We start from the raw sequence: 20890 nt of genomic DNA, 5'->3' as shown, positions 1-20890 counted from the left end.
GGCAAACAAAAGATCAGCCAATATGGTTGGTCTTTTTTGCAATTTGGGAGGTTGCAGTGTGTGAAAGAGAAACGCTAATAGAATCGTGCCGCATTTGCGATTGAAATGGACAAAAGGGGAATGAAAAGTTCAGATGCGTTCCACTTTTGGGAGTAATAATGTGTGAAAGGTAACGCAAAGTGTCGAATTGTTCCCGTTTGATGGCATAATGAAGTGAAAAGGTAACGAAAGCACTATTAAAGGTATATCACCCAGATAAACGGTATATCACCAAGCTGCAAACGATAAATGATATACCGCAACCGCCATAATTAGTATATACCGCCACTCCAAAAAGGAAGTTGGCATACCAAAACGCCAAAAATCGTCATTATACTCTCATCATTTTTTGAAACCAAGACATCATCCATTCCGTATAAATACATATAGTAAAGACTGTTAAAAGGAGGACCTCCGATGCTCGCTGGATTCATCGTGTGTTTTTTTGTAGGCCTGTTTTGTATCTTTATGGGGTTTTTGGTTTGGAAGAAAAAGCATCTTTCGCTTATTGCTGGTTATAATGGGGAAACCTATAAGGGTGATAAGGAGAAGCTAGCAAAAGTAGTGGGCATATTTACGATCATCATTGGTTTGCTTACCATTTTATTGCCCTTTGGGCTGGAGTTTGTAAGTGGGTTTATTGGCTTGCTTTTTGGCGCCATCATCGTGATTGGCTCGATTGTCCTTGTTATATATGTAAATAAATTAAATAAGCCAACTGATCCAAAATAACCAATCCCCCACTGTATGTGAGGGATTTTCTTATTATTATTTATCGCGATCTAGTACCTCCACTTTTTTTCTGGAGTCGTCGGGAATTTGTTTGTGGAGGTGGATGAGGAGGAGTCCTCTTTTGTAGCTTGCTTTAATGCGGTCTTCTTTTACTGTGTATGGGAGTTGGATCTCCCGTTCAAATCTTCCTTGAAAGATGCCTTCTTGCACGATATCAAAGCCTCTAAAGTTCAAATTGATTTTTCCTTGTACTTCTAGGGTCTGATGGTTTACATAAATGTCGACGTCCTCCACTTTTGCGAGTCCTGGAAGGCTTAACACGACTAAGAGCTCATTTTCGCCTTGGTAGATATTTAGCTGAGAATGGGCGTTATCGAAGAATGGAGTGAATTCGTTCCAAAATTCATCACCAAAAAAATGGTCCCATTGTTTTCGCCAATCATTCATATTTTTAAATTGGTCCATTTTCATGGGCTGTAGTTCCCCCCTTTAAATTCTAGAGTTCGAGTAACGTAGTATATGGTAAAAAGGGTATGTGTGTGCCTACAAAGAAATTCATGATAATATGTTTTGGAGAGGGATCATTTCGAGAAAATGTTTAGTACAATGTCATCTTTGGAAAGATAAGTGAAGGAATAATTCCTAAGGGGGAGTTTAATTGTTAGCGAATGCGTATATCATGGTTGTTATTATTTTAGTCATTAATATAGTATATGTGTCCTTTTTTACGATTCGGATGATCCTGACGATGAAGGGGCAGCGGTATATGGCTGCGTTGATTAGTACGGTTGAGGTTGTCATTTATGTCGTTGGGCTTGGTTTAGTGCTTGATAATTTAAACCAGATTCAAAATTTAATTGCGTATGCAGTTGGGTACGGAATCGGTGTAATTGTCGGGATGAAGATTGAAGAAAAGCTTGCGCTTGGGTATATTACCGTTAGTGTGATTACTAAGGAATATGAAATGGATTTACCTAAGCTTTTACGTGAAGAAGGGTATGGGGTTACGACCTGGATGTCCCAAGGAAGGGAAGGCGATAGATTGTCGATGACGATTTTAACTCCACGCAAATATGAGATGAAATTATATAAAACCATTACCGATGTAGACCCAAAAGCATTTGTGGTTGCATATGAACCAAAGTCCATTCATGGCGGATTCTGGGTGAGGGCTGTAAGGAGAGGGAAGCTTGAATCATGAGTAAACCAAAAAAACAAAAATTTGTGGTTAAAGAGAATGAGACAATTGACCAATGCCTTGACCGGATGAAGGCTGAAGGGTATTTTCCTGTTAGAAGAATGGAGGAACCTGTGTTTCAGGAGATTAAGCGCAACGGGGAGATTGTCGTCGAGCCATGCGGGAGAAAGGTTATTTTTGAAGGGGAATTACAGTAAAACACGAACGTTAAAAATGGAAAATTTGTAAAACGTTCGATATTAATTGACAATTGAATAATACTGTTGTTAAGATTAGGTTAGAAAATATACCTCATATAATCTTGGGAATATGGCCCATAAGTTTCTACCCGATAACCGTAAATTATTGGACTATGAGGGAAAAGTATAATTTTACCTATTCTTGAAATGAAATGCTCAGGTAGGATTGCTTTCCCCTTTTGGAAATCAGTCTTGACCTGGGCATTTTTACTTTATTCAGCAGAAATCCCTATTTTAATTAGTAAAAATGTTTGTTGAAATAATGGAAAATAAAAGTGGTAGTATTTGATTGATTACAATTTAGGAGGATCTTATGAACCCAGTAGTTGGTGTAATTATGGGAAGTACTTCAGATTGGGAAACGATGAAGGAAGCTTGCAATGTGTTAGATGAGATTGGAATTCCTTATGAAAAAAAGGTTGTGTCTGCTCATCGTACACCAGATCTTATGTTTGAATATGCGGAAAAGGCGAAGGAACGAGGCATCAAGGTCATCATTGCAGGAGCAGGTGGAGCGGCACATTTACCAGGAATGGTTGCGGCAAAGACAACTTTACCTGTAATCGGAGTTCCCGTTCAATCAAGAGCATTAAATGGACTCGATTCCCTATTATCCATTGTTCAAATGCCCGGTGGAGTACCGGTTGCGACAGTTGCGATTGGTAAAGCAGGTGCAACAAATGCAGGATTACTAGCAGCCTCCATTCTTGGGACATCCAATCAAGAATGGGATCAAAAGCTTGTTGATATAAGAGAAACTAGAAAAATTCAAGTACTAGAAAGTAGTGATGAGCTTGAATAATCGAATTATACCAGGGCAAACCATTGGGATTATTGGTGGCGGTCAGCTTGGTCGGATGATGGCCATTTCGGCTAAGGAAATGGGATTTTTCGTTGCTGTCCTAGACCCAACTCCGAATTCACCATGTGGACAAGTAGCGGATATCGAAATTACCGCCAATTACGAAGACCTTGAAGCAATTAAACAATTAGCAAGCGTGAGTGATGTGATCACGTATGAATTTGAAAATATAGATTATGGAGCATTAACATGGCTTGAAGAAAATGCGAATTTACCTCAAGGCAGTCATTTATTAAAAATAACCCAGGATCGTGGTACAGAAAAAAGTGCGATTCAGGAAATTGGCTTACAAGTCGCACCTTTCCTACTAGTGGAAAGTGAAGAGCAATTGGCTGAGGCTGTTGAGAAAATCGGTGTCCCATCCGTTTTAAAAACGTGTCGTGGTGGGTATGACGGAAAAGGTCAGTTTGTCTTGAAAAAGAGTGCTGATATCAAAGAGGCAGCAAAACTTCTTGTGTCTGGAAAGTGCATATTAGAAGCGTGGGTACCTTTTGAAAAAGAAATTTCCGTAATTGTCACAAGAAATCCGGCAGGTGAGGCTAAAGCTTTTCCAGTTGCAGAGAACATTCATGTGGATAATATTCTGCACCAATCCATTGTACCCGCAAGGATTTCGGAAAAAACGGAAATCAAAGCAAAAGAAATGGCGATGAAGCTTGCATCTGAGTTTCATTTAGTTGGGACATTAGCGGTTGAAATGTTTGTGAATAAAGATGGAGAAATCTTCATCAATGAATTAGCGCCACGTCCACATAACTCTGGTCATTATTCAATTGATGCATGTGAGACGTCCCAATTTGAGCAGCATGTTCGCTCAGTATGCAATTGGCCACTGGGGGAAACAACCCTATTGCGACCGGTTGTAATGTCCAATATTTTAGGTGAGCATGTTCAACCCTTACTTGAAAAAGTGTCACTTTTATCAGGTGTGAAGGTTCACCTATATGGGAAAAAAGAAGCAAAAGTGAAAAGAAAGATGGGGCATGTTACCGTCTTAGCAAATACAGCAGAAGAGGCACTAGAAAAGTCAAACTCCTTGCAAGTTTGGAATGCCTCACCAATGCCTATCTAATAAACCTTAAACCGACTAGGAGGAAAAATTACATGTATAAAGTAAAAGTTTATGTAACATTACGTGAGAGTGTTTTAGATCCACAAGGAAGTGCTGTGAAGGGATCCTTACATCAATTAAATTATCATGAAGTTCAGGATGTTCGTATCGGTAAGTATATGGAACTAACGATAGAAAAAACAGTAGCTGACCTTGACAAAACAGTTAAGGAAATTTGTGAAAAGCTATTAGCAAATACGGTGATTGAGGATTACCGTTATGAGGTTGAGGAGGTTGTCACACAGTGAAATTTGCCGTAATCGTGTTTCCAGGCTCAAATTGTGATGTTGATATGTATCATGCGGTGAAGGATGCGCTAGGTGAAGAAGTCGAGTATGTCTCACATCATGCAACCAATCTAGATGAGTTCGATGGCATATTGCTTCCGGGAGGATTCTCTTATGGAGATTATCTACGTACTGGGGCACTTGCTCGTTTTTCAAATGTGATGGAAGAGGTTGTAAAAGCAGCTGAGGCAGGTAAGCCAATTCTTGGTGTGTGTAACGGATTCCAAATTTTATTAGAAGCAGGGCTTTTACCAGGTGCGATGCGTCGTAATGAAAAGCTAAAGTTTATGTGTCGACCAGTTGAACTGCGTGTTGAAAACAACAAATCAATGTTTACTTCTGAATATGAAGCGGGTGAAGTAATCACAGTTCCGATTGCCCATGGTGAGGGGAACTATTATTGTGATGAAGAAACACTTGCTAGATTACAAGAAAATAATCAAATCGCATTCACATATAACGGAACAAATCCAAATGGAAGTATTGCAGATATCGCAGGTATTACAAATGAACGTGGAAATGTGCTAGGAATGATGCCTCATCCAGAGAGAGCGGTTGAGGATTTACTAGGTAGTGCAGATGGAATTAAGCTATTTCAATCAATTGTGAAAAATTGGAGGTTAGCAGCAAATGTCGTTACTTCTTGAACCGAATCCGCAGCAAATTAAGGAAGAAAAAATATATAGTGAAATGGGCTTAAGTGATTCAGAGTTTGAATTAGTCGAAAAAATTCTATGTAGACTTCCTAACTATACAGAGACTGGGTTGTTCTCTGTTATGTGGTCTGAACACTGTAGCTATAAAAACTCAAAGCCTGTATTAAAAAAATTTCCAGTAACTGGTGAACGTGTACTTCAAGGGCCTGGTGAAGGTGCTGGAATTGTTGATATTGGGGATAACCAAGCGGTTGTTTTTAAAATTGAAAGTCATAACCACCCTTCAGCAGTTGAGCCATATCAGGGAGCAGCAACAGGTGTGGGCGGAATTATCCGTGACGTATTCTCAATGGGAGCAAGACCGATTGCTTTATTAAACTCACTTCGTTTCGGAGAACTTACTTCTCCACGAGTGAAGTATTTGTTTGAAGAAGTAGTAGCTGGAATCGCTGGCTACGGAAACTGTATCGGAATTCCAACAGTTGGTGGGGAAATTCAATTTGATGCTTCCTATGAAGGAAATCCTCTTGTTAACGCTATGTGTCTTGGTCTAATCAACCACGAAGATATTCAAAAAGGTCAGGCAAAAGGTGTCGGCAACACAGTCATGTATATTGGTGCCAAAACGGGACGCGATGGTATCCACGGTGCAACTTTTTCTTCTGTGGAACTTTCAGAGGAATCTGATGAGAAACGATCAGCTGTACAGGTTGGAGATCCTTTTATGGAAAAATTATTGCTTGAAGCTTGCTTAGAACTTGTAAAATGTGATGCTCTAGTCGGAATTCAAGACATGGGTGCGGCAGGTTTAACAAGTTCATCAGCGGAAATGGCAAGTAAAGCTGGATCAGGAATTGAAATGAATCTTGACCTTGTTCCACAACGTGAAACAGGCATGACCGGTTATGAAATGATGCTGTCTGAATCACAAGAACGTATGCTAATCGTTGTTGAAAAGGGAAGAGAGCAAGAGATTCAAGATATCGTAAATAAATATGACCTAGAAGCTGTGGCAATCGGAAAGGTAACAGATGATAAACAACTTCGCTTGGTACACAATGGTGAAGTGATTGCAGATGTACCGGTCGATGCTTTAGCAGAAGAGGCACCTATCTATCATAAGCCTTCAAGTGAGCCTGCTATGTATCGTGAATTTAAAGAAATGAAAGTTGAAGCTCCTAAGCTTGAAAATGTAGGGCAAACTCTTCAAGATTTACTTGCGCAGCCTACAATAGCAAGTAAGGAATGGGTGTATGACCAATATGACTACATGGTTCGTACCAATACAGTTGTAGCTCCGGGTTCGGATGCTGCTGTCGTAAGAATCCGTGATACAAGGAAAGCTCTAGCGATGACAACAGACTGTAACTCTAGATATCTCTATTTAGATCCAGAGGTTGGTGGACAAATCGCGGTTAGTGAAGCAGCTCGAAATATCGTTTGCTCCGGTGCTGCACCACTTGCGATTACAGATAACTTAAACTTTGGTAATCCAGAGAATCCAGAAATTTTTTGGCAGATTGAAAAAGCAGCAGATGGAATTAGTGAGGCATGCCGTGTGTTAAATACACCAGTTATTGGTGGAAACGTTTCTCTTAATAATGAAACGAACGGAAAAGCTATATATCCAACGCCAGTCATCGGAATGGTTGGATTGATTGATGATGTTTCCCATATTACGACTCAGGAATTTAAAGAAGCAGGCGACCTTGTGTATGTAATCGGTGAAGCGAAAGAAGAATTCGCGGGCAGTGAACTTCAAAAATTAATCCATGGAGAAATTTTTGGTCCAGTTCCTGAACTAGATTTAGAGATTGAAAAAAGAAGACAACAACAAGTATTGACAGCAATTCGTGCAGGTGTGATTGCTTCTGCACATGATGTGGCAGAAGGCGGCTTTGGAGTCGCGTTAGCGGAAAGCACATTTGGTACAAAAGGTTTAGGGGTAAAGGTACAAATCAAAGGTGATGTGGTGACTGAACTATTCAGTGAATCACAGTCTCGTTTTATCGTATCTGTGAAAAAAGAAAACAAAGAAAAATTTGAACAGCTCGTAAAAGCAAATCTGGTTGGAGAAGTAACAGGTGATGGAACATTTATCGTAGAAGATAAAGAGGAGAAAGAACTTATCAATCTATCTGTTGAAGATCTAAGACTTACTTGGAAAGGGGCTATCCCATGCTTGCTGAACTCAAAGGCTTAAATGAGGAATGTGGTTTATTCGGTATATGGGGACATCCAGACGCAGCACAAATCACTTACTATGGTTTACACAGTTTACAGCATCGTGGTCAAGAGGGTGCCGGCATTGTCGTTAGCAATGGTGAAAAGCTTCGAATTGTAAAAGGAGAAGGCCTTGTGAATGAAGTATTTGGCAATGGCCAACTTGAGCAACTACAAGGAAAAGCGGCGCTTGGGCATGTTCTTTATGCAGCAGCAGGGAGCGGGGGCATTCAAAATGTCCAGCCCCTCCTCTTTAATTCTCAAGTGGGTGGTCTTGCGGTTGCTCATAATGGGAACCTTGTAAACGCAAATGATCTAAGACATCAGTTGGAAAATCAAGGAAGTATTTTTCATACTTCATCTGATTCAGAGGTTCTCGCACATTTAACTAGAAAAAGCGGGTATACAAAAATCAAAGACCGCGTTAAAAATGCATTAACGATGTTAAAAGGTGCTTATGCATTTGTACTCATGACCGAAAAGAAAATGATTGTTGCGCTTGATCCAAACGGTCTTCGTCCGTTATCACTTGGTAAACTAGGTGATGCTTGGGTTGTAGCCTCGGAGACTTGTGCGTTTGATTTGATTGGAGCTAAATTCGAAAGAGATGTTGAGCCTGGAGAGTTACTCGTCATTAATGATGAAGGCATTCATTCTGAACAATTTTCAATAGCGAATAATCGTGCAATGTGTAGCATGGAATATATTTATTTTTCACGTCCGGATAGTAATATTAACGGAGTAAATGTCCATACAGCTCGTAAAAATTTAGGTAAGCAGCTTGCTCTTGAGGTACCAATTGAAGCCGATGTTGTGACAGGTGTACCTGATTCAAGTATTTCAGCGGCAATTGGATACGCGGAAGAATCGGGAATTCCGTATGAGCTTGGTTTACTCAAAAATCGATATGTAGGCAGAACTTTTATTAAGCCATCCCAGGCACTACGTGAACAAGGGGTAAAAATGAAGCTCTCGGCTGTTCGTGGTGTTGTTGAAGGAAAACGTGTAGTTATGGTTGATGATTCAATCGTACGCGGGACGACAAGCCGACGAATTGTAAAAATGCTTCGTGAAGCTGGAGCAACCGAGGTTCATGTCTGCATTAGTTCACCACCAATGCCGAATCCATGCTTCTACGGAATTGATACTTCTACACATGAGGAATTGATTGCTTCTTCACATTCGGTAGAGGAAATTCGTGAAGTCATTGGAGCGGATTCATTAACATTTTTAAGTCCAGAAGGATTAGTAAAAGCGATTGGAAGACCGTTTGAAGGGGAAACACGTGGACTATGTATGGCTTGCTTTACTGGTAAATATCCAACAGAGATCTTCCCAGATACGGTATTGCCACATGAAAAGGTTTTAACCTAATTCAACCTTCAGCTGAATTAAGCTCAAAACCTCTGGCGGATGCCACGATTTTTCAAAGGGAATTTTTCGAGGCAGTAAGATTAAAGACTAAGTACGCAACTTCCTGTGGCAACGTCTTTATGACCCACTTCCTGTGGGCCTAAAAATCGGGCAGCAAATACGCTAAGGCGTATTTGATTGCTAAATAAAAGTAGAGGTGTATGGGACGATGGCAAATGCTTATAAGCAAGCTGGAGTAGACATTGAAGCAGGCTATGAGGCTGTTTCTAGAATGAAAAAGCATGTCGCTAAAACAATTCGCCCTGAAGTAATGGGTGGACTTGGTAGTTTTGGTGGAATGTTTGACCTATCAAAGTTAAACGTAAAAGAGCCCGTATTGGTTTCGGGTACGGACGGTGTTGGTACTAAGCTCATGTTGGCTTTTATGATGGATAAGCACGATACGATTGGAATCGACGCGGTTGCAATGTGTGTGAATGATATTGTGGTTCAAGGCGCAGAGCCCTTATACTTTTTAGATTATATCGCATGTGGGAAAGCCCAGCCTGAAAAAATCGAACAGATTGTAAAAGGAATTGCAGATGGCTGTGAACAAGCAGGTTGTGCGTTAATTGGCGGTGAGACAGCTGAAATGCCAGGAATGTATAGTGAGGAAGAGTATGACCTTGCTGGTTTTTCAGTGGGTGTTGCCGAAAAAACAAAGCTTGTAACAGGAACTTCCATTAAGCCTGGAGATGTACTAATTGGTCTTTCCTCCAGTGGAATTCACAGCAATGGCTACTCCCTTGTCCGTAAGGTGTTGCTTGAAGATGGTAAGTTAGACCTCACGAAAAACTATGGAGAAATTGGTCGTCCATTAGGCGAAGAGTTACTACAGCCTACTAAAATATACGTAAAATCCCTGTTAAAAGCAATGGAGAAATTTGAAATTAAAGGAATGTCGCATATTACTGGTGGAGGCTTTATTGAAAATATTCCACGTATGCTTCCGGACGGTATTGGTGCGGAAATCGATTACGGTTCCTGGCCAATTCCACCAATTTTTGATCTTCTTCAAGAGACTGGAAACCTTGATCGAAAAGAAATGTTTAATATATTTAATATGGGAATTGGGATGGTGCTTGCCGTAGAAGAATCGATTCTACATGATGTGATTGGACTTCTTGAAGGGCAAGGAGAAAAGGCATTTATTATCGGACGTATGAAAGAAGGAAACGGTGTAACCTTTGGTGGAGGAGCACTTGTATGAAAAAAATAGCAGTTTTTTCATCAGGCAGTGGCACAAACTTTCAAGCAATTGTCGATTCAATTAAAGAAGGAAGACTTGCGGCTGAAATTGAATTATTAGTTTGTGATAAACCTGGTGCGAAGGTTATTGATCGTGCCTCAAAGGAATGGGTCGAAACCTTTGTTTTTTCACCAAAAGAATATCCGGAAAAATCATTCTTTGAAGCGGAAATTGTAAAACAACTCCGTAAGAAAAATGTAGAATTAATCGTATTAGCCGGGTATATGAGATTAATTGGCAATACTCTTTTACAGGAGTATCGTAACAAAATTGTGAACATCCATCCGTCATTATTGCCCGCATTTCCAGGCAAGGATGCGATTGGTCAGGCATTTCGAGCAGGTGTCGACAAGACAGGTGTTACGATTCATTTTGTTGACGAAGGAATGGATACGGGCCCAATCATTGCACAGCGGGAGCTAACGATTGAACCAGGAGATACGTTAGAAAGCATTGAAGAAAAGGTACATCGTATTGAACATGAATTTTTTCCGCAAATCCTGCAGTCACTTGTAGCATCAAATAGCGGAAATCTACAGTAAGGAGCGAATTAACGTGACAATCAAACGTGCACTTGTCAGTGTTTCAGATAAAAATGGCCTTGTTCCATTTGTGAAAGGCTTAATTGAAAATGGCGTTGAGGTCATTTCAACAGGAGGTACAAAGCGTACTCTTGAGGAAGCTGGACTTACTGTTATCGGAATTTCAGAAGTAACAGGCTTTCCTGAAATTATGGATGGGCGTGTAAAGACTCTTCATCCTAATATTCATGGTGGACTTCTTGCTGTTCGAGAAAATGAAGAACATGTAAAACAGCTCCAGGAACATCATATTACGCCAATTGATTTAGTTGTAGTAAACCTATATCCATTCCAACAAACGATTGCAAAGCCGGACGTTCAGTTTGCGGATGCAATTGAAAATATTGATATTGGCGGACCTTCCATGCTTCGTTCTGCAGCGAAAAACCATAAGTATGTAACAGTTGTTGTTGATCCACAGGATTACGATACAGTTTTAGCAGAGATTGTTGAAAATGGTGAAGTCGCAGCACGAACTAAGCTTCGTTTAGGGGCAAAGGTATTCCGTCACACTGCTTCATATGACGCAGTTATTGCTGAATTTTTAACAAATGCAGCAGGTGAAGAAAGCCCAGAATCCTTAACTGTTACTTATGAGAAGAAACAAGACCTTCGTTATGGAGAAAATCCACATCAAAAGGCAGCATTTTATAAAAAGCCATTAGGAACGCACGTTTCGATTGCGTCTGCATCACAATTACACGGCAAAGAACTATCCTACAATAATATTAATGATGCCGATGCTGCCCTTCAAATCGTGAAAGAATTCAAAGAGCCAGCAGCAGTAGCAGTTAAACACATGAACCCTTGTGGAGTCGGGGTTGGAAATACTTTAGAGGAAGCTTATCAAAAAGCATATGAAGCAGATTCTACATCTATTTTTGGTGGAATTATTGCCGTTAACCGTGAAGTTGATGCACAAACAGCTCATAAATTGCGCGAAATTTTCCTTGAAATTATTATTGCCCCATCATTTAGTAAGGAAGCTTTTGAGATTCTTTCTGCAAAGAAAAATTTACGTCTACTCACTGTTGATTTTTCTGATGACGGAAAGATTGAGAAGAAGCTTGTGTCCGTTCGTGGTGGATTGCTAGTACAGGATGAAGATGCTTATGGATTAGATGATGCAACAATTTCAATTCCGACTAAGCGTGAACCAACTGAGCAAGAATGGGCTGATTTAAAGCTTGGCTGGAAGGTTGTCAAACATGTTAAATCTAATGCGATTGTGTTAGCAAAAGACGACATGACAATCGGAATTGGCGCAGGCCAAATGAACCGTGTAGGGTCAGCGAGTATTGCCATTAATCAAGCAGGTGAAAAGGCAAAAGGATCAGCACTTGCATCAGATGCATTCTTCCCGATGGGTGACACAGTAGAGACAGCCGCAAAAGCAGGCATCACAGCTATCATCCAACCCGGTGGATCAATTCGAGACGAAGAGTCTATTCAAAAAGCAGACGAATACGGAATCGCAATGGTCTTTACCGGAGTACGTCATTTTAAACACTAAGTATACCACTGCTAACACACTTTTGATGAGGTGAAAAAATGAAAGTACTAGTTATTGGCCGCGGTGGCCGTGAACATACGCTTGTCTGGAAGGTTGCCCAAAGTCCAAAAGTAGACAAAGTTTATGCAGCACCAGGTAATCCAGGCATGGAGAGGATCGCAACTTTAGTCAACATCGATGAAAATGATTTTGACCGTCTTATCGAATTCGTAAAGGAAGAAAAAATCGCCCTTACCCTTGTTGGACCAGAGGTTCCGTTAATCAATGGCATCGTCAATCGATTCAAGAAAGAAGGCTTAGCCATTTTTGGACCAACAAAAGAAGCAGCCTTGCTTGAAGGAAGCAAATCATTTGCCAAGGAAATCATGAAAAAATACAATATTCCAACTGCGGAATATGAAACATTCACTTCTTATGAAGAAGCCAAACAATACATTCTAGAAAAAGGTGCGCCAATCGTAATCAAAGCGGATGGATTAGCCGCGGGTAAAGGTGTAACAGTTGCTCTTACTTTGGATGAAGCTATATCAAGCGTATATGACATGCTTGAGGCGAACAGATTTGGCGAAGCAAGCGCTCAGGTTGTCGTGGAAGAGTTTCTTGCAGGAGAAGAATTCTCATTAATGGCTTTTGTGGACGGAAAAAAAGCCTATCCAATGGTTATTTCACAGGACCATAAGCGTGCCTTTGACAATGATGAAGGTCCTAATACTGGAGGAATGGGCGCCTATTCCCCAGTTCCGCAAATTTCAGAGGATGTTGTCCAAACAGCGATTGAAACCATCATCAATCCAACTGTTAAAGCGATGGAAGCCGAAGGAAGAAGTTTTACAGGTATTCTTTATGCAGGGGTAATTTTAACTGCAAATGGACCAAAGGTAATTGAATACAATGCTCGTTTTGGCGACCCTGAAACACAGGTAGTTCTGCCACGTTTAGAGTCTGATTTTATCGAAGTCATTGAAGGTTTGCTTGACCAAAAAGAGATTACTCTCGAATGGTCTAATAAAGCAACTCTAGGTGTCGTGCTTGCCTCAAAAGGCTATCCAGAAAGCTATGAAAAAGGAGCAGTCATCGAAGGACTAAGAAATCTAGATGATAAAATCACTGTCTTCCATGCCGGAACAGATATGGTGAATGACCAATTTGTTACGAATGGCGGAAGGGTTTTAACAGTTGTAGCAAGCGGTAAAAGTATTCAGGATGCACAGAACTTTGTTTACAAAGAAGCTGAAAAAATTCAGTGTTCAAACCTATTTTACCGAAAAGATATTGGAAACAAGGCTTTAGCTCAAAGCGCAATTTTGCAAAATAAAGCGCAATTCGTATAATTTCGCGTAATTCTAGTGAGCTAATGCGCAATTCGGCAACATAAAAACGCAAAAAGGTAAGAGGGATTATCCTCTTACCTTTTTTTATGTTGGGTTAACCGGAGGAAGCTGCTTTTGCGGTTCTGTCTCCTCCTGTTTTCTTTCACAATACTCATAAAAGAGAGCTGTAAGCGGACAAAAACGAGTAATCCCTTCAGCTACCTTCATTCCCCCAAGCATTGCTACCAAAATAAAGCTATCGCGCCAAGGGCGTTTTACCATTTTTGACGTTGCCCATGCAAGCATCGTAAACCCACAAGTTATTCGGAGAAACGCATTAATCAGCCCAATATTTGGTCTCATTTGACTACCTCCACATACATATATTTACAAATAACTTAAAAATTTTTACAAATTTTCACAAAGTCTTTAATGCACTAAATCGATTAATATGGTACTATAATGTAAAGCGCTTCCATGAAGCTTTAATCAGAGAGATTGGAGAGATGGTTAATGGTTGGGCAACGTTACCGCTGGAAAAATAAGCAACTTCGAGAACATGTTGCTGTTATAGATGGAAAAAAGTCACCAACGATTCTATTAAAAAATGTCACATACTTAAATCAAATGTTAAAAAAATGGATCAACGCTCATATTTGGATTTACCAAGATCGCATAGTGTATGTTGGCCAGCAGTTACCAGCAAAACTCACCGACTGTGAAGTTGTAGAGTGTGATGGAAAATTTGTTGTCCCAGGCTATATTGAACCACATGCACATTCTTTTCATTTATATAATCCCCACTCATTTGCTCAGTATGCATCCCAAACAGGGACGACAACAATCATCAATGATAACTTAGTACTTGCTTTACAAACAACAAAAAAGAAAGCGTTTTCTTTCTTGGAGGAAATGAAGAATCTTCCGGTAACAATGTACTGGTGGTGCCGTTACGATCCTCAGACTGAAATTCATCATGAAGAACAAGCTTTTTCAAATGGGAATGTGCTAAGTTGGATTGAACAAGATTCTGTTATTCAAGGTGGAGAATTGACTGGATGGCCAAAGCTACTTGATGGCGATGACCTTATGCTTCATTGGATTCAAGAAACGAAGAGGATTGGTAAGAAGGTAGAAGGACACTTTCCCGGAGCTTCGGAAAAAACGTTAGCAAAATTGATGCTATTGGGTACTGATAGTGATCATGAATCGATGACTGGAACAGATGTATTAAATCGTCTGCTTCAAGGATATACTACTTCCTTACGCTACTCATCAATCCGTCCGGACTTACCAAAAATTTTAGACGAAATTCATGAAATAGGCATTGACCAGTATGATAATTTCATCTTGACGACCGATGGTTCACCACCGGCATTTTACGAGGATGGTATCATTGATAACATGATCAAAATTGCCATTGAAAAAGGTGTTCCAATTATTGATGCATATAATATGGCCACGATTAATGTTGCAAGACATTACAATATTGAGAGCCTCCATGGGATGATTGCAACGGGAAGAATCGCAAACTTAAATATTTTATCTGCAAAAGACAATCCGACCCCTGAATCCGTTCTTGCGAAAGGTGTCTGGGTAAAGCGAGATAATGAAGATAAGAATGCTTTTCCGGAATTCCCATGGAGAAGCCAAGGGTTTTCAAATCTTGCAACAAACTGGGAGCTAACGCTAGATGATCTTCAGTTTTCAATGCCATTTGGGATGAAGATGGAGAACGCTGTGATTATGAAGCCATATTCGATATCCATCGATGCTTCCTATGATGAGCTTTCAATAGAACATGATGAGAGCTTTCTAATGCTTGTGGACCGGGAAGGAAAGTGGCGTGTCAACACGATCGTACAAGGTTTTGCTAACCATATCTTCGGATTTGCAAGTTCTTTCTCGAATACGGGTGATTTTGTATTAATTGGTAAAAATAAAAAGGATATGCTTCTTGCCTTTAATCGAATGAAGGAAATTGGCGGTGGTATTGTTTTAACTGAAAGAGGTAGCATACTACATGAAATCCCATTAGACATAGGTGGTGTGACTTCGTCAAAATCTATGGTAGAATTATCTTCACTTGAGAAAGAATTTGTTCGTTTAGTGCGGGAACGCGGGTACAGCCATAGTGATCCGATCTATACATTGACATTTTTATCCTCCACACACTTGCCATATATTCGTATCACGCCTCAAGGGATTTATGATGTCATGAATAAAACAGTACTCTTTCCGTCAATAATGCGTTAAAATATAAAAGGATTTAAAATTATTGGGCCAGAAGCACTAGATTTATCCTAATAAAGGTTGTGTATTCAAAATATGAAAAAGACTTTATACATTCTAGGAATTTTCCTATTACTTCTTTTGGTAGCTTGTAGTAATAAAGAAACAGCGAAACAGCAGGATGAACAAGAACCAAAACAGACTGATCCGGTTGCAAAAGAAGAACCAAGCGAAGAGTTTGAGCATGTTTTCCCACTAACCGGAATTGAAACAAATGAAGATGTAAACAATCGTCCATTTGCTGTTATGGTTAACAATCATCCGCAAGCACGTCCACAATCAGGCTTACACATGGCTGATGTTGTGTATGAGGTGTTAGCAGAGGGAGATGTTACACGCTTCCTTGCCGTGTTCCAAAGTGAGAAACCAGAAATTATTGGACCAGTCCGTAGCGCGCGAGATTATTATATTGAGTTGAGCAAAGGCTTTGATGCCTTATATGTGGCACATGGATGGAGCCCTGAAGCTCAGCAAATATTAAACAGCGGACAAGTAGACAACATAAACGGAATGGTTTATGATGGCACTCTATTTTGGAGAGCTGACCATAATGTTGCTCCACATAATTCGTATATTTCATTTGAAAATATCCTAGAAGGAGCAGACAAACAAGGATATTCAATGAAAGATGAGGTTCCAAGCTTTGAATTTTTATCTGAAGACGAAGTAGGTGGAATTGAAGGAACACTAGCTGAACATGTTCGAGTGTCCTATTCATCAAGAGATAATTTTGCTGCGGTCTACGACTATAATCAAGATAAAGGCAAGTATGAGCGTTATAGCGGAGGCAATCAAACAGTAGACCGTGAAACGAATACACCGGTATTGCTTGATAATGTTCTTATAGTTGAAATGAATCATCGCTTAATTGATGATTATGGTAGACATGAGATTGATGTGACATCTGGAGGAAAAGGCTATTTGCTTCAAAAAGGTAAAGCGCAAGAAATTGAATGGAGAAATGTCGATGGACGAATTGTTCCTTTTATGAATGGAGTAGAAGTCGGCTTTGTGCCAGGAAAAACATGGATTAATATTATTCCGGCATCACCAGGTATCGCAGGCGCTGTTTCGTTTGGAAATTAAAAGAACATCTTAATAAAGGAGATACTATCTATATGCAAATTGATAAATTACGTGGGAAAGAACTTGATCAATTATTTAATGCAGTCCTTTCACTCAACAACCTTGAGGAGTGCTATCGATTTTTTGATGATTTATGTACGGTAAACGAAATACAGTCATTGGCTCAACGCCTTGAGGTTGCAAGAATGCTTCAAGAAGGTAACACGTACCATAAGATTGAAACAGAAACAGGAGCTAGTACAGCAACTATTTCACGTGTAAAACGTTGCTTAAACTACGGTAACGATGCCTATCAAATGGCACTCGACCGTGTGAAAGCAGCGGAAAAACAATAATGTATAGTGAGGGTCGGAACCATGGGTTTCGGCTTTTTTCTTTGGGAAAGAGTGGTTTAAGCCTAGTTCTTACTTTGGTTTATACGATTCCAAGGTTGTCGAGAATATTATGTTAGTACTTTTTCCGTTATTATCCAAAAGCCCTATCACAAATTGGGCATTTACTATAACTTTTTCTATATTAATACAAAGGTCCATATATAAGTGAAGTTTATGTTAGTACTTTTTCCGTTATTATCCAAAAGTCCTATCACAAATTGGGCATTTACTATAACTTTTTCCATATTAATACAAAAGCCTATGCATAAGTAAAGTTTAAGTAAAGGCTTTTTCTATTTTTATCCAAAAGTAATATCTTATATGTAGTTTAAGCCATGACTTTTACCAGTATCAACCAAAAATTGGGTTAAAAAGAGTATTTATGCCATGACATTTTCAATAATTATCCAAAATCCCAAGTATATAAGGATTTTATATTTGGATTTTGTCAGCAAAACTCAAAATTCATCCTATAAAACTCATTTTCAACGAAATCCACCTAGGTATTAATAGATGGGTGTAGTTTTGATATAATGGAGGAATGGAATGATGAATGGAGGATCTTCATGTACGATTTTAGAGAATGGAGACATGTTTTTAAGCTGGATCCGAATAAGGAAATCAGCGATGAACATTTAGATGCAATTTGTGAATCTGGTACAGATGGGATTATTGTTGGTGGAACTGATGGAGTGACACTAGATAATGTCCTTCACCTAATGTCTAGAATCAGACGCTATACTGTACCTGTTGTTTTAGAAATTTCAAATGTTGAGTCAGTTACACCTGGCTTTGATTTATATTTTATTCCAACCGTTTTAAATAGTAGTGACACAAAATGGATGATGGGCATGCATCATGAGGCGGTTAAGGAATATGGGGATGTTATGAATTGGGATGAAGTGATTATGCAGGGTTATTGCATCCTCAATGAAGAATGCAAGGCTGCTAAGCTGACGGGTGCCAATACTACCTTAAGTAAGGATGATGTAGTTGCCTATGCTACAATGGCAGAGAAAATGTTTTCGCTCCCTATCTTTTACTTAGAATATAGCGGAACCTACGGCGATAAGGAAATCATTGAGGCGGTCAAAGACAATCTTCAAACAACAAAACTGTTTTATGGCGGTGGAATCAAGACAGCTGAACAAGCAAAAGAAATGGGTCAGCGGGCAGATACTGTTGTAGTTGGAAATATTATTTATGAAGATATAAATACAGCTTTAAAAACAGTACATGCTGTTAAAGGATAAGCATGGAAATTTATAAGAAAATCATTTAAAATAGAACATACATTCGATAATGAGATAGGACGGTGAAGAAATTGCAATTTATCAGCAATAAATTATTATCGGGATTAAATGAACAACAACAAGAAGCGGTTAAAGCGACAGATGGTCCACTTTTAATTATGGCAGGTGCGGGAAGTGGGAAGACTCGGGTTCTGACACACCGTATTGCGTATTTAATGGTGGAGAAGGGAATAGCGCCATGGAATATTTTAGCGATTACCTTCACAAATAAGGCAGCTCGGGAAATGAAGGAGCGTGTTCAAGGGATTTTGGGCGGTGCGGCTGAGGACGTTTGGATTTCAACGTTCCACTCAATGTGCGTTCGAATTTTACGAAGAGATATCGACCGCATGGGGTTCAGTCGTAATTTTTCAATTTTGGACACGACCGACCAGCTTTCGGTTATCAAAAATATATTAAAAGAGAAAAACATCGATCCGAAGAAATTTGATCCACGTACGATTCTTGGCACAATTAGTAGTGCGAAAAACGAATTACAAACACCTGAAGATTATGAGAAAACAGCGGGTGGTATGTACGAGCAAGTTGTAAGTGATGTCTATAAATTGTATCAAAAACGACTTCGCAAAAACCAGGCGCTCGATTTTGATGATCTCATTATGACTACAATTCAGCTTTTCAGACGTGTTCCAGAAGTATTGGAATTCTATCAACGTAAATTTCAATATATCCATGTGGATGAGTATCAGGATACGAACCGTGCACAGTATATTTTAGTTCAGCTCCTTGCATCGCGTTTTATGAATTTATGTGTTGTAGGGGATTCTGATCAGTCCATCTATCGTTGGCGTGGGGCCGATATCGCCAATATCCTTTCATTTGAAAAAGACTACAAAAATGCAACTGTGATTCTTCTTGAACAAAATTACCGTTCAACCCAGCGAATACTAAAGGCAGCTAATCAAGTCATCCAAAATAATATGAATCGGAAAGCAAAGAATCTTTGGACTGAAAATGATGAAGGGAATAAAATTTTCTATTACCGTGCTGACAGTGAATCTGGAGAAGCACAATTTGTAGCTGGAAAAATACGTGAACTCGTAGATGGTGGAAAACGTTCCTATAAAGATATCGCGATTTTATATCGAACCAATGCACAATCCCGTGTAATGGAGGAAGTGTTACTCAAATCTAATATCAACTATCAAATTGTCGGTGGCATTAAGTTCTATGACCGTAAAGAAATCAAGGATATTTTGGCGTATTTACGCGTGATTGCGAATCCAGATGATGATATTAGTTTAACAAGAATTATTAATGTGCCAAAGCGTGGAATTGGTGCGACATCCATTGATAAAATTGTAAACTATGCGATTGCCCAGGACCTTTCAATATACCAAGCATTGCAGGAGGTTGAGCAAATCGGTTTAAGTGCGAAAATCACCAATTCATTACGTGAATTTCGCGATTTAATCAATAATTGGGACCAAATGCAGGATTATTTATCAGTTACTGAATTGGTTGAGAATGTGTTAGAGAAAACTGGTTATCTAGAAGCGTTAAAGACTGAAAAAACACTTGAATCTCAAAGTCGAATCGAAAACATCGAAGAATTTTTATCTGTTACACAAAACTTTGAAAAGGCAAATGATGATAAGAGTCTTGTGGCATTTTTAACGGATTTAGCATTAGTAGCAGACATTGATAAGCTTGATGAAGATGAAAATGATAAAAGTAATGCAGTTGTCCTCATGACTTTGCACTCGGCAAAGGGACTTGAGTTTCCAGTTGTCTTTTTGATGGGAATGGAAGAAGGGGTCTTCCCTCATAGTCGTTCTCTAATGGAAGAGGCTGAAATGGAGGAAGAACGCCGACTTGCTTATGTGGGAATCACAAGGGCAGAGGAAGAGCTATATATATCGAATGCTCAAATGAGAACTCTATATGGTCGGACTTCTATGAATCCAGTGTCCCGTTTTATTGCGGAAATACCAGAAGAGCTTCTTGAAGATTTAGGTGCACAGCGTAGACAGCAAATGCGTACTCCGTTTTCTTCATCATCTTCACCTTCAAGACAGCCTGAACGAAGAGTCTTCTCAAAACCAATTGTTCAATCAACTGGTGGCGACGAAATTGGCTGGAAGGTTGGCGACAAGGCAGAGCATAAAAAGTGGGGAATTGGTACGGTTGTTAGTGTAAAAGGAGAAGGGGAATCGAAGGAATTGGATATTGCATTCCCTAGTCCAACCGGAATCAAACGATTGCTTGCAAAATTTGCTCCAATCACAAAGTCAAATTAACTTTATTCAGCAAAAGTCCCATGCTTAAGTTAAGAAGAATGCAAGAGAACTAATCAATTCAGTTTGGGGTTCGACCCCCGACTGAATAAAGTTAATGCCTCCGGCGGATGCCACGATTTTTCAAGGGAAATATTTCGAGCTTGCTCGAAAAAAATCGGGCGCAAATTCGCCT

Annotated in this window: 20 protein-coding genes and 1 riboswitch; of the genes, 18 read left to right on the top strand and 2 right to left on the bottom strand. The window is 39.6% G+C overall.

The features are described 5' to 3' along the window. The first annotated feature begins 456 nt into the window (after positions 1-456). Complete coding sequence (locus V7097_RS03490; RefSeq protein WP_335702203.1) at positions 457-771, top strand: DUF3784 domain-containing protein; 315 nt, start codon at positions 457-459, stop codon at positions 769-771. A gap of 36 nt (positions 772-807) precedes the next feature. Here V7097_RS03490 and V7097_RS03485 read toward each other — a convergent pair whose 3' ends face one another. Continuing rightward, the gene (locus V7097_RS03485; RefSeq protein ID WP_335702202.1) at positions 808-1242 is read right to left on the bottom strand and encodes an Hsp20/alpha crystallin family protein; all 435 of its coding nucleotides are present in this window, start codon (positions 1240-1242) and stop codon (positions 808-810) included. 187 nt (positions 1243-1429) lie between these two features. Here V7097_RS03485 and V7097_RS03480 point away from each other — a divergent pair, with 187 nt between their 5' ends. The 12 genes from V7097_RS03480 (at position 1430) to purD (ending at position 13434) form a co-directional block, all read left to right on the top strand. Then, positions 1430-1972 carry a DUF2179 domain-containing protein gene (locus V7097_RS03480; RefSeq protein ID WP_335702201.1) on the top strand — a complete coding sequence of 181 codons (543 nt, stop codon included), beginning with the start codon at positions 1430-1432 and terminating at the stop codon, positions 1970-1972. After that, a complete protein-coding gene (locus tag V7097_RS03475; RefSeq protein ID WP_335702200.1) occupies positions 1969-2166 on the top strand; it encodes an NETI motif-containing protein in 198 nt (65 codons plus the stop codon). The genes V7097_RS03480 and V7097_RS03475 overlap by 4 nt, the downstream gene beginning before the upstream one ends. Positions 2167-2240: 74 nt before the next feature. After that, a riboswitch (purine riboswitch) is annotated at positions 2241-2342 on the top strand. Positions 2343-2521: 179 nt separating this feature from the next. Continuing rightward, positions 2522-3010: a 5-(carboxyamino)imidazole ribonucleotide mutase gene (gene purE, locus V7097_RS03470; RefSeq protein WP_335702199.1), complete on the top strand. Its 489-nt coding sequence runs from the start codon at positions 2522-2524 to the stop codon at positions 3008-3010. Next, positions 2997-4142 (top strand): 5-(carboxyamino)imidazole ribonucleotide synthase, encoded by a 1146-nt coding sequence (purK, locus tag V7097_RS03465; RefSeq protein ID WP_335702198.1) that lies wholly within the window; start codon positions 2997-2999, stop codon positions 4140-4142. Before purE ends, purK begins: the two co-directional genes overlap by 14 nt. A gap of 32 nt (positions 4143-4174) precedes the next feature. Then, positions 4175-4429, top strand: coding sequence for a phosphoribosylformylglycinamidine synthase subunit PurS (gene purS, locus V7097_RS03460; RefSeq protein ID WP_335702197.1), 255 nt, complete (start codon positions 4175-4177; stop codon positions 4427-4429). Then, entirely contained in the window at positions 4426-5115 is a 690-nt protein-coding gene (gene purQ / locus V7097_RS03455) for a phosphoribosylformylglycinamidine synthase subunit PurQ (RefSeq protein WP_335702196.1), read from the top strand. Before purS ends, purQ begins: the two co-directional genes overlap by 4 nt. Further along, the gene (gene purL / locus V7097_RS03450) at positions 5099-7327 is read left to right on the top strand and encodes a phosphoribosylformylglycinamidine synthase subunit PurL (protein ID WP_335702195.1); all 2229 of its coding nucleotides are present in this window, start codon (positions 5099-5101) and stop codon (positions 7325-7327) included. Before purQ ends, purL begins: the two co-directional genes overlap by 17 nt. Then, positions 7303-8721, top strand: coding sequence for an amidophosphoribosyltransferase (gene purF / locus V7097_RS03445; RefSeq protein ID WP_335702194.1), 1419 nt, complete (start codon positions 7303-7305; stop codon positions 8719-8721). The genes purL and purF overlap by 25 nt, the downstream gene beginning before the upstream one ends. A 208-nt stretch (positions 8722-8929) precedes the next feature. Beyond that, complete coding sequence (gene purM / locus V7097_RS03440; protein ID WP_335702193.1) at positions 8930-9970, top strand: phosphoribosylformylglycinamidine cyclo-ligase; 1041 nt, start codon at positions 8930-8932, stop codon at positions 9968-9970. Continuing rightward, positions 9967-10551: a phosphoribosylglycinamide formyltransferase gene (gene purN / locus V7097_RS03435; protein WP_335702192.1), complete on the top strand. Its 585-nt coding sequence runs from the start codon at positions 9967-9969 to the stop codon at positions 10549-10551. Before purM ends, purN begins: the two co-directional genes overlap by 4 nt. A 13-nt stretch (positions 10552-10564) precedes the next feature. Beyond that, complete coding sequence (purH, locus tag V7097_RS03430; RefSeq protein ID WP_335702191.1) at positions 10565-12103, top strand: bifunctional phosphoribosylaminoimidazolecarboxamide formyltransferase/IMP cyclohydrolase; 1539 nt, start codon at positions 10565-10567, stop codon at positions 12101-12103. A 38-nt stretch (positions 12104-12141) separates the two neighbouring features. Further along, positions 12142-13434, top strand: a complete 1293-nt coding sequence (purD, locus tag V7097_RS03425) for a phosphoribosylamine--glycine ligase (protein ID WP_335702190.1) — start codon at positions 12142-12144, stop codon at positions 13432-13434. Between the two features lie 84 nt (positions 13435-13518). Here the strand turns inward: purD and V7097_RS03420 are convergent, their stop codons facing one another. Continuing rightward, positions 13519-13776, bottom strand: a complete 258-nt coding sequence (locus tag V7097_RS03420; RefSeq protein ID WP_335702189.1) for a YgaP family membrane protein — start codon at positions 13774-13776, stop codon at positions 13519-13521. A gap of 150 nt (positions 13777-13926) precedes the next feature. Here V7097_RS03420 and V7097_RS03415 point away from each other — a divergent pair, with 150 nt between their 5' ends. From V7097_RS03415 to pcrA, 5 genes are all read left to right on the top strand, one after another. Then, positions 13927-15669 carry an adenine deaminase C-terminal domain-containing protein gene (locus V7097_RS03415; RefSeq protein WP_335702188.1) on the top strand — a complete coding sequence of 581 codons (1743 nt, stop codon included), beginning with the start codon at positions 13927-13929 and terminating at the stop codon, positions 15667-15669. 72 nt (positions 15670-15741) lie between these two features. Further along, a complete protein-coding gene (locus V7097_RS03410; RefSeq protein WP_335702187.1) occupies positions 15742-16791 on the top strand; it encodes a DUF3048 domain-containing protein in 1050 nt (349 codons plus the stop codon). A 32-nt stretch (positions 16792-16823) separates the two neighbouring features. Then, positions 16824-17126: a YerC/YecD family TrpR-related protein gene (locus V7097_RS03405; RefSeq protein WP_335702186.1), complete on the top strand. Its 303-nt coding sequence runs from the start codon at positions 16824-16826 to the stop codon at positions 17124-17126. Positions 17127-17731: 605 nt separating this feature from the next. Further along, on the top strand, positions 17732-18418 hold the full coding sequence (locus V7097_RS03400; RefSeq protein ID WP_335702185.1) for a heptaprenylglyceryl phosphate synthase: 687 nt from the start codon (positions 17732-17734) through the stop codon (positions 18416-18418). 71 nt (positions 18419-18489) lie between these two features. After that, positions 18490-20718 carry a DNA helicase PcrA gene (gene pcrA, locus V7097_RS03395; protein ID WP_335702208.1) on the top strand — a complete coding sequence of 743 codons (2229 nt, stop codon included), beginning with the start codon at positions 18490-18492 and terminating at the stop codon, positions 20716-20718. The last annotated feature ends 172 nt before the right edge of the window (positions 20719-20890 follow it).

Source organism: Bacillus sp. JJ1562 (assembly GCF_036962705.1).
Taxonomy (GTDB): Bacteria; Bacillota; Bacilli; order Bacillales; family Bacillaceae_L; genus Ferdinandcohnia.
This window is presented reverse-complemented; position numbering and strand designations above follow the sequence as displayed.

What these genes read in the sequence shown, in the direction of transcription:
- purL (WP_335702195.1), top strand. Translation starts at nt 5,099, where the DNA reads ATGTCGTTACTTCTTGAACCGAATCCGCAGCAAATTAAGGAAGAAAAA.
- V7097_RS03415 (WP_335702188.1), top strand. Translation starts at nt 13,927, where the DNA reads ATGGTTGGGCAACGTTACCGCTGGAAAAATAAGCAACTTCGAGAACAT.
- V7097_RS03475 (WP_335702200.1), top strand. Translation starts at nt 1,969, where the DNA reads ATGAGTAAACCAAAAAAACAAAAATTTGTGGTTAAAGAGAATGAGACA.
- purM (WP_335702193.1), top strand. Translation starts at nt 8,930, where the DNA reads ATGGCAAATGCTTATAAGCAAGCTGGAGTAGACATTGAAGCAGGCTAT.
- V7097_RS03400 (WP_335702185.1), top strand. Translation starts at nt 17,732, where the DNA reads ATGTACGATTTTAGAGAATGGAGACATGTTTTTAAGCTGGATCCGAAT.
- V7097_RS03420 (WP_335702189.1), bottom strand. Translation starts at nt 13,776, where the DNA reads ATGAGACCAAATATTGGGCTGATTAATGCGTTTCTCCGAATAACTTGT.
- purE (WP_335702199.1), top strand. Translation starts at nt 2,522, where the DNA reads ATGAACCCAGTAGTTGGTGTAATTATGGGAAGTACTTCAGATTGGGAA.
- V7097_RS03485 (WP_335702202.1), bottom strand. Translation starts at nt 1,242, where the DNA reads ATGAAAATGGACCAATTTAAAAATATGAATGATTGGCGAAAACAATGG.
- purF (WP_335702194.1), top strand. Translation starts at nt 7,303, where the DNA reads ATGCTTGCTGAACTCAAAGGCTTAAATGAGGAATGTGGTTTATTCGGT.
- purD (WP_335702190.1), top strand. Translation starts at nt 12,142, where the DNA reads ATGAAAGTACTAGTTATTGGCCGCGGTGGCCGTGAACATACGCTTGTC.
- purS (WP_335702197.1), top strand. Translation starts at nt 4,175, where the DNA reads ATGTATAAAGTAAAAGTTTATGTAACATTACGTGAGAGTGTTTTAGAT.
- purK (WP_335702198.1), top strand. Translation starts at nt 2,997, where the DNA reads ATGAGCTTGAATAATCGAATTATACCAGGGCAAACCATTGGGATTATT.
- V7097_RS03410 (WP_335702187.1), top strand. Translation starts at nt 15,742, where the DNA reads ATGAAAAAGACTTTATACATTCTAGGAATTTTCCTATTACTTCTTTTG.
- V7097_RS03490 (WP_335702203.1), top strand. Translation starts at nt 457, where the DNA reads ATGCTCGCTGGATTCATCGTGTGTTTTTTTGTAGGCCTGTTTTGTATC.
- V7097_RS03405 (WP_335702186.1), top strand. Translation starts at nt 16,824, where the DNA reads ATGCAAATTGATAAATTACGTGGGAAAGAACTTGATCAATTATTTAAT.
- purN (WP_335702192.1), top strand. Translation starts at nt 9,967, where the DNA reads ATGAAAAAAATAGCAGTTTTTTCATCAGGCAGTGGCACAAACTTTCAA.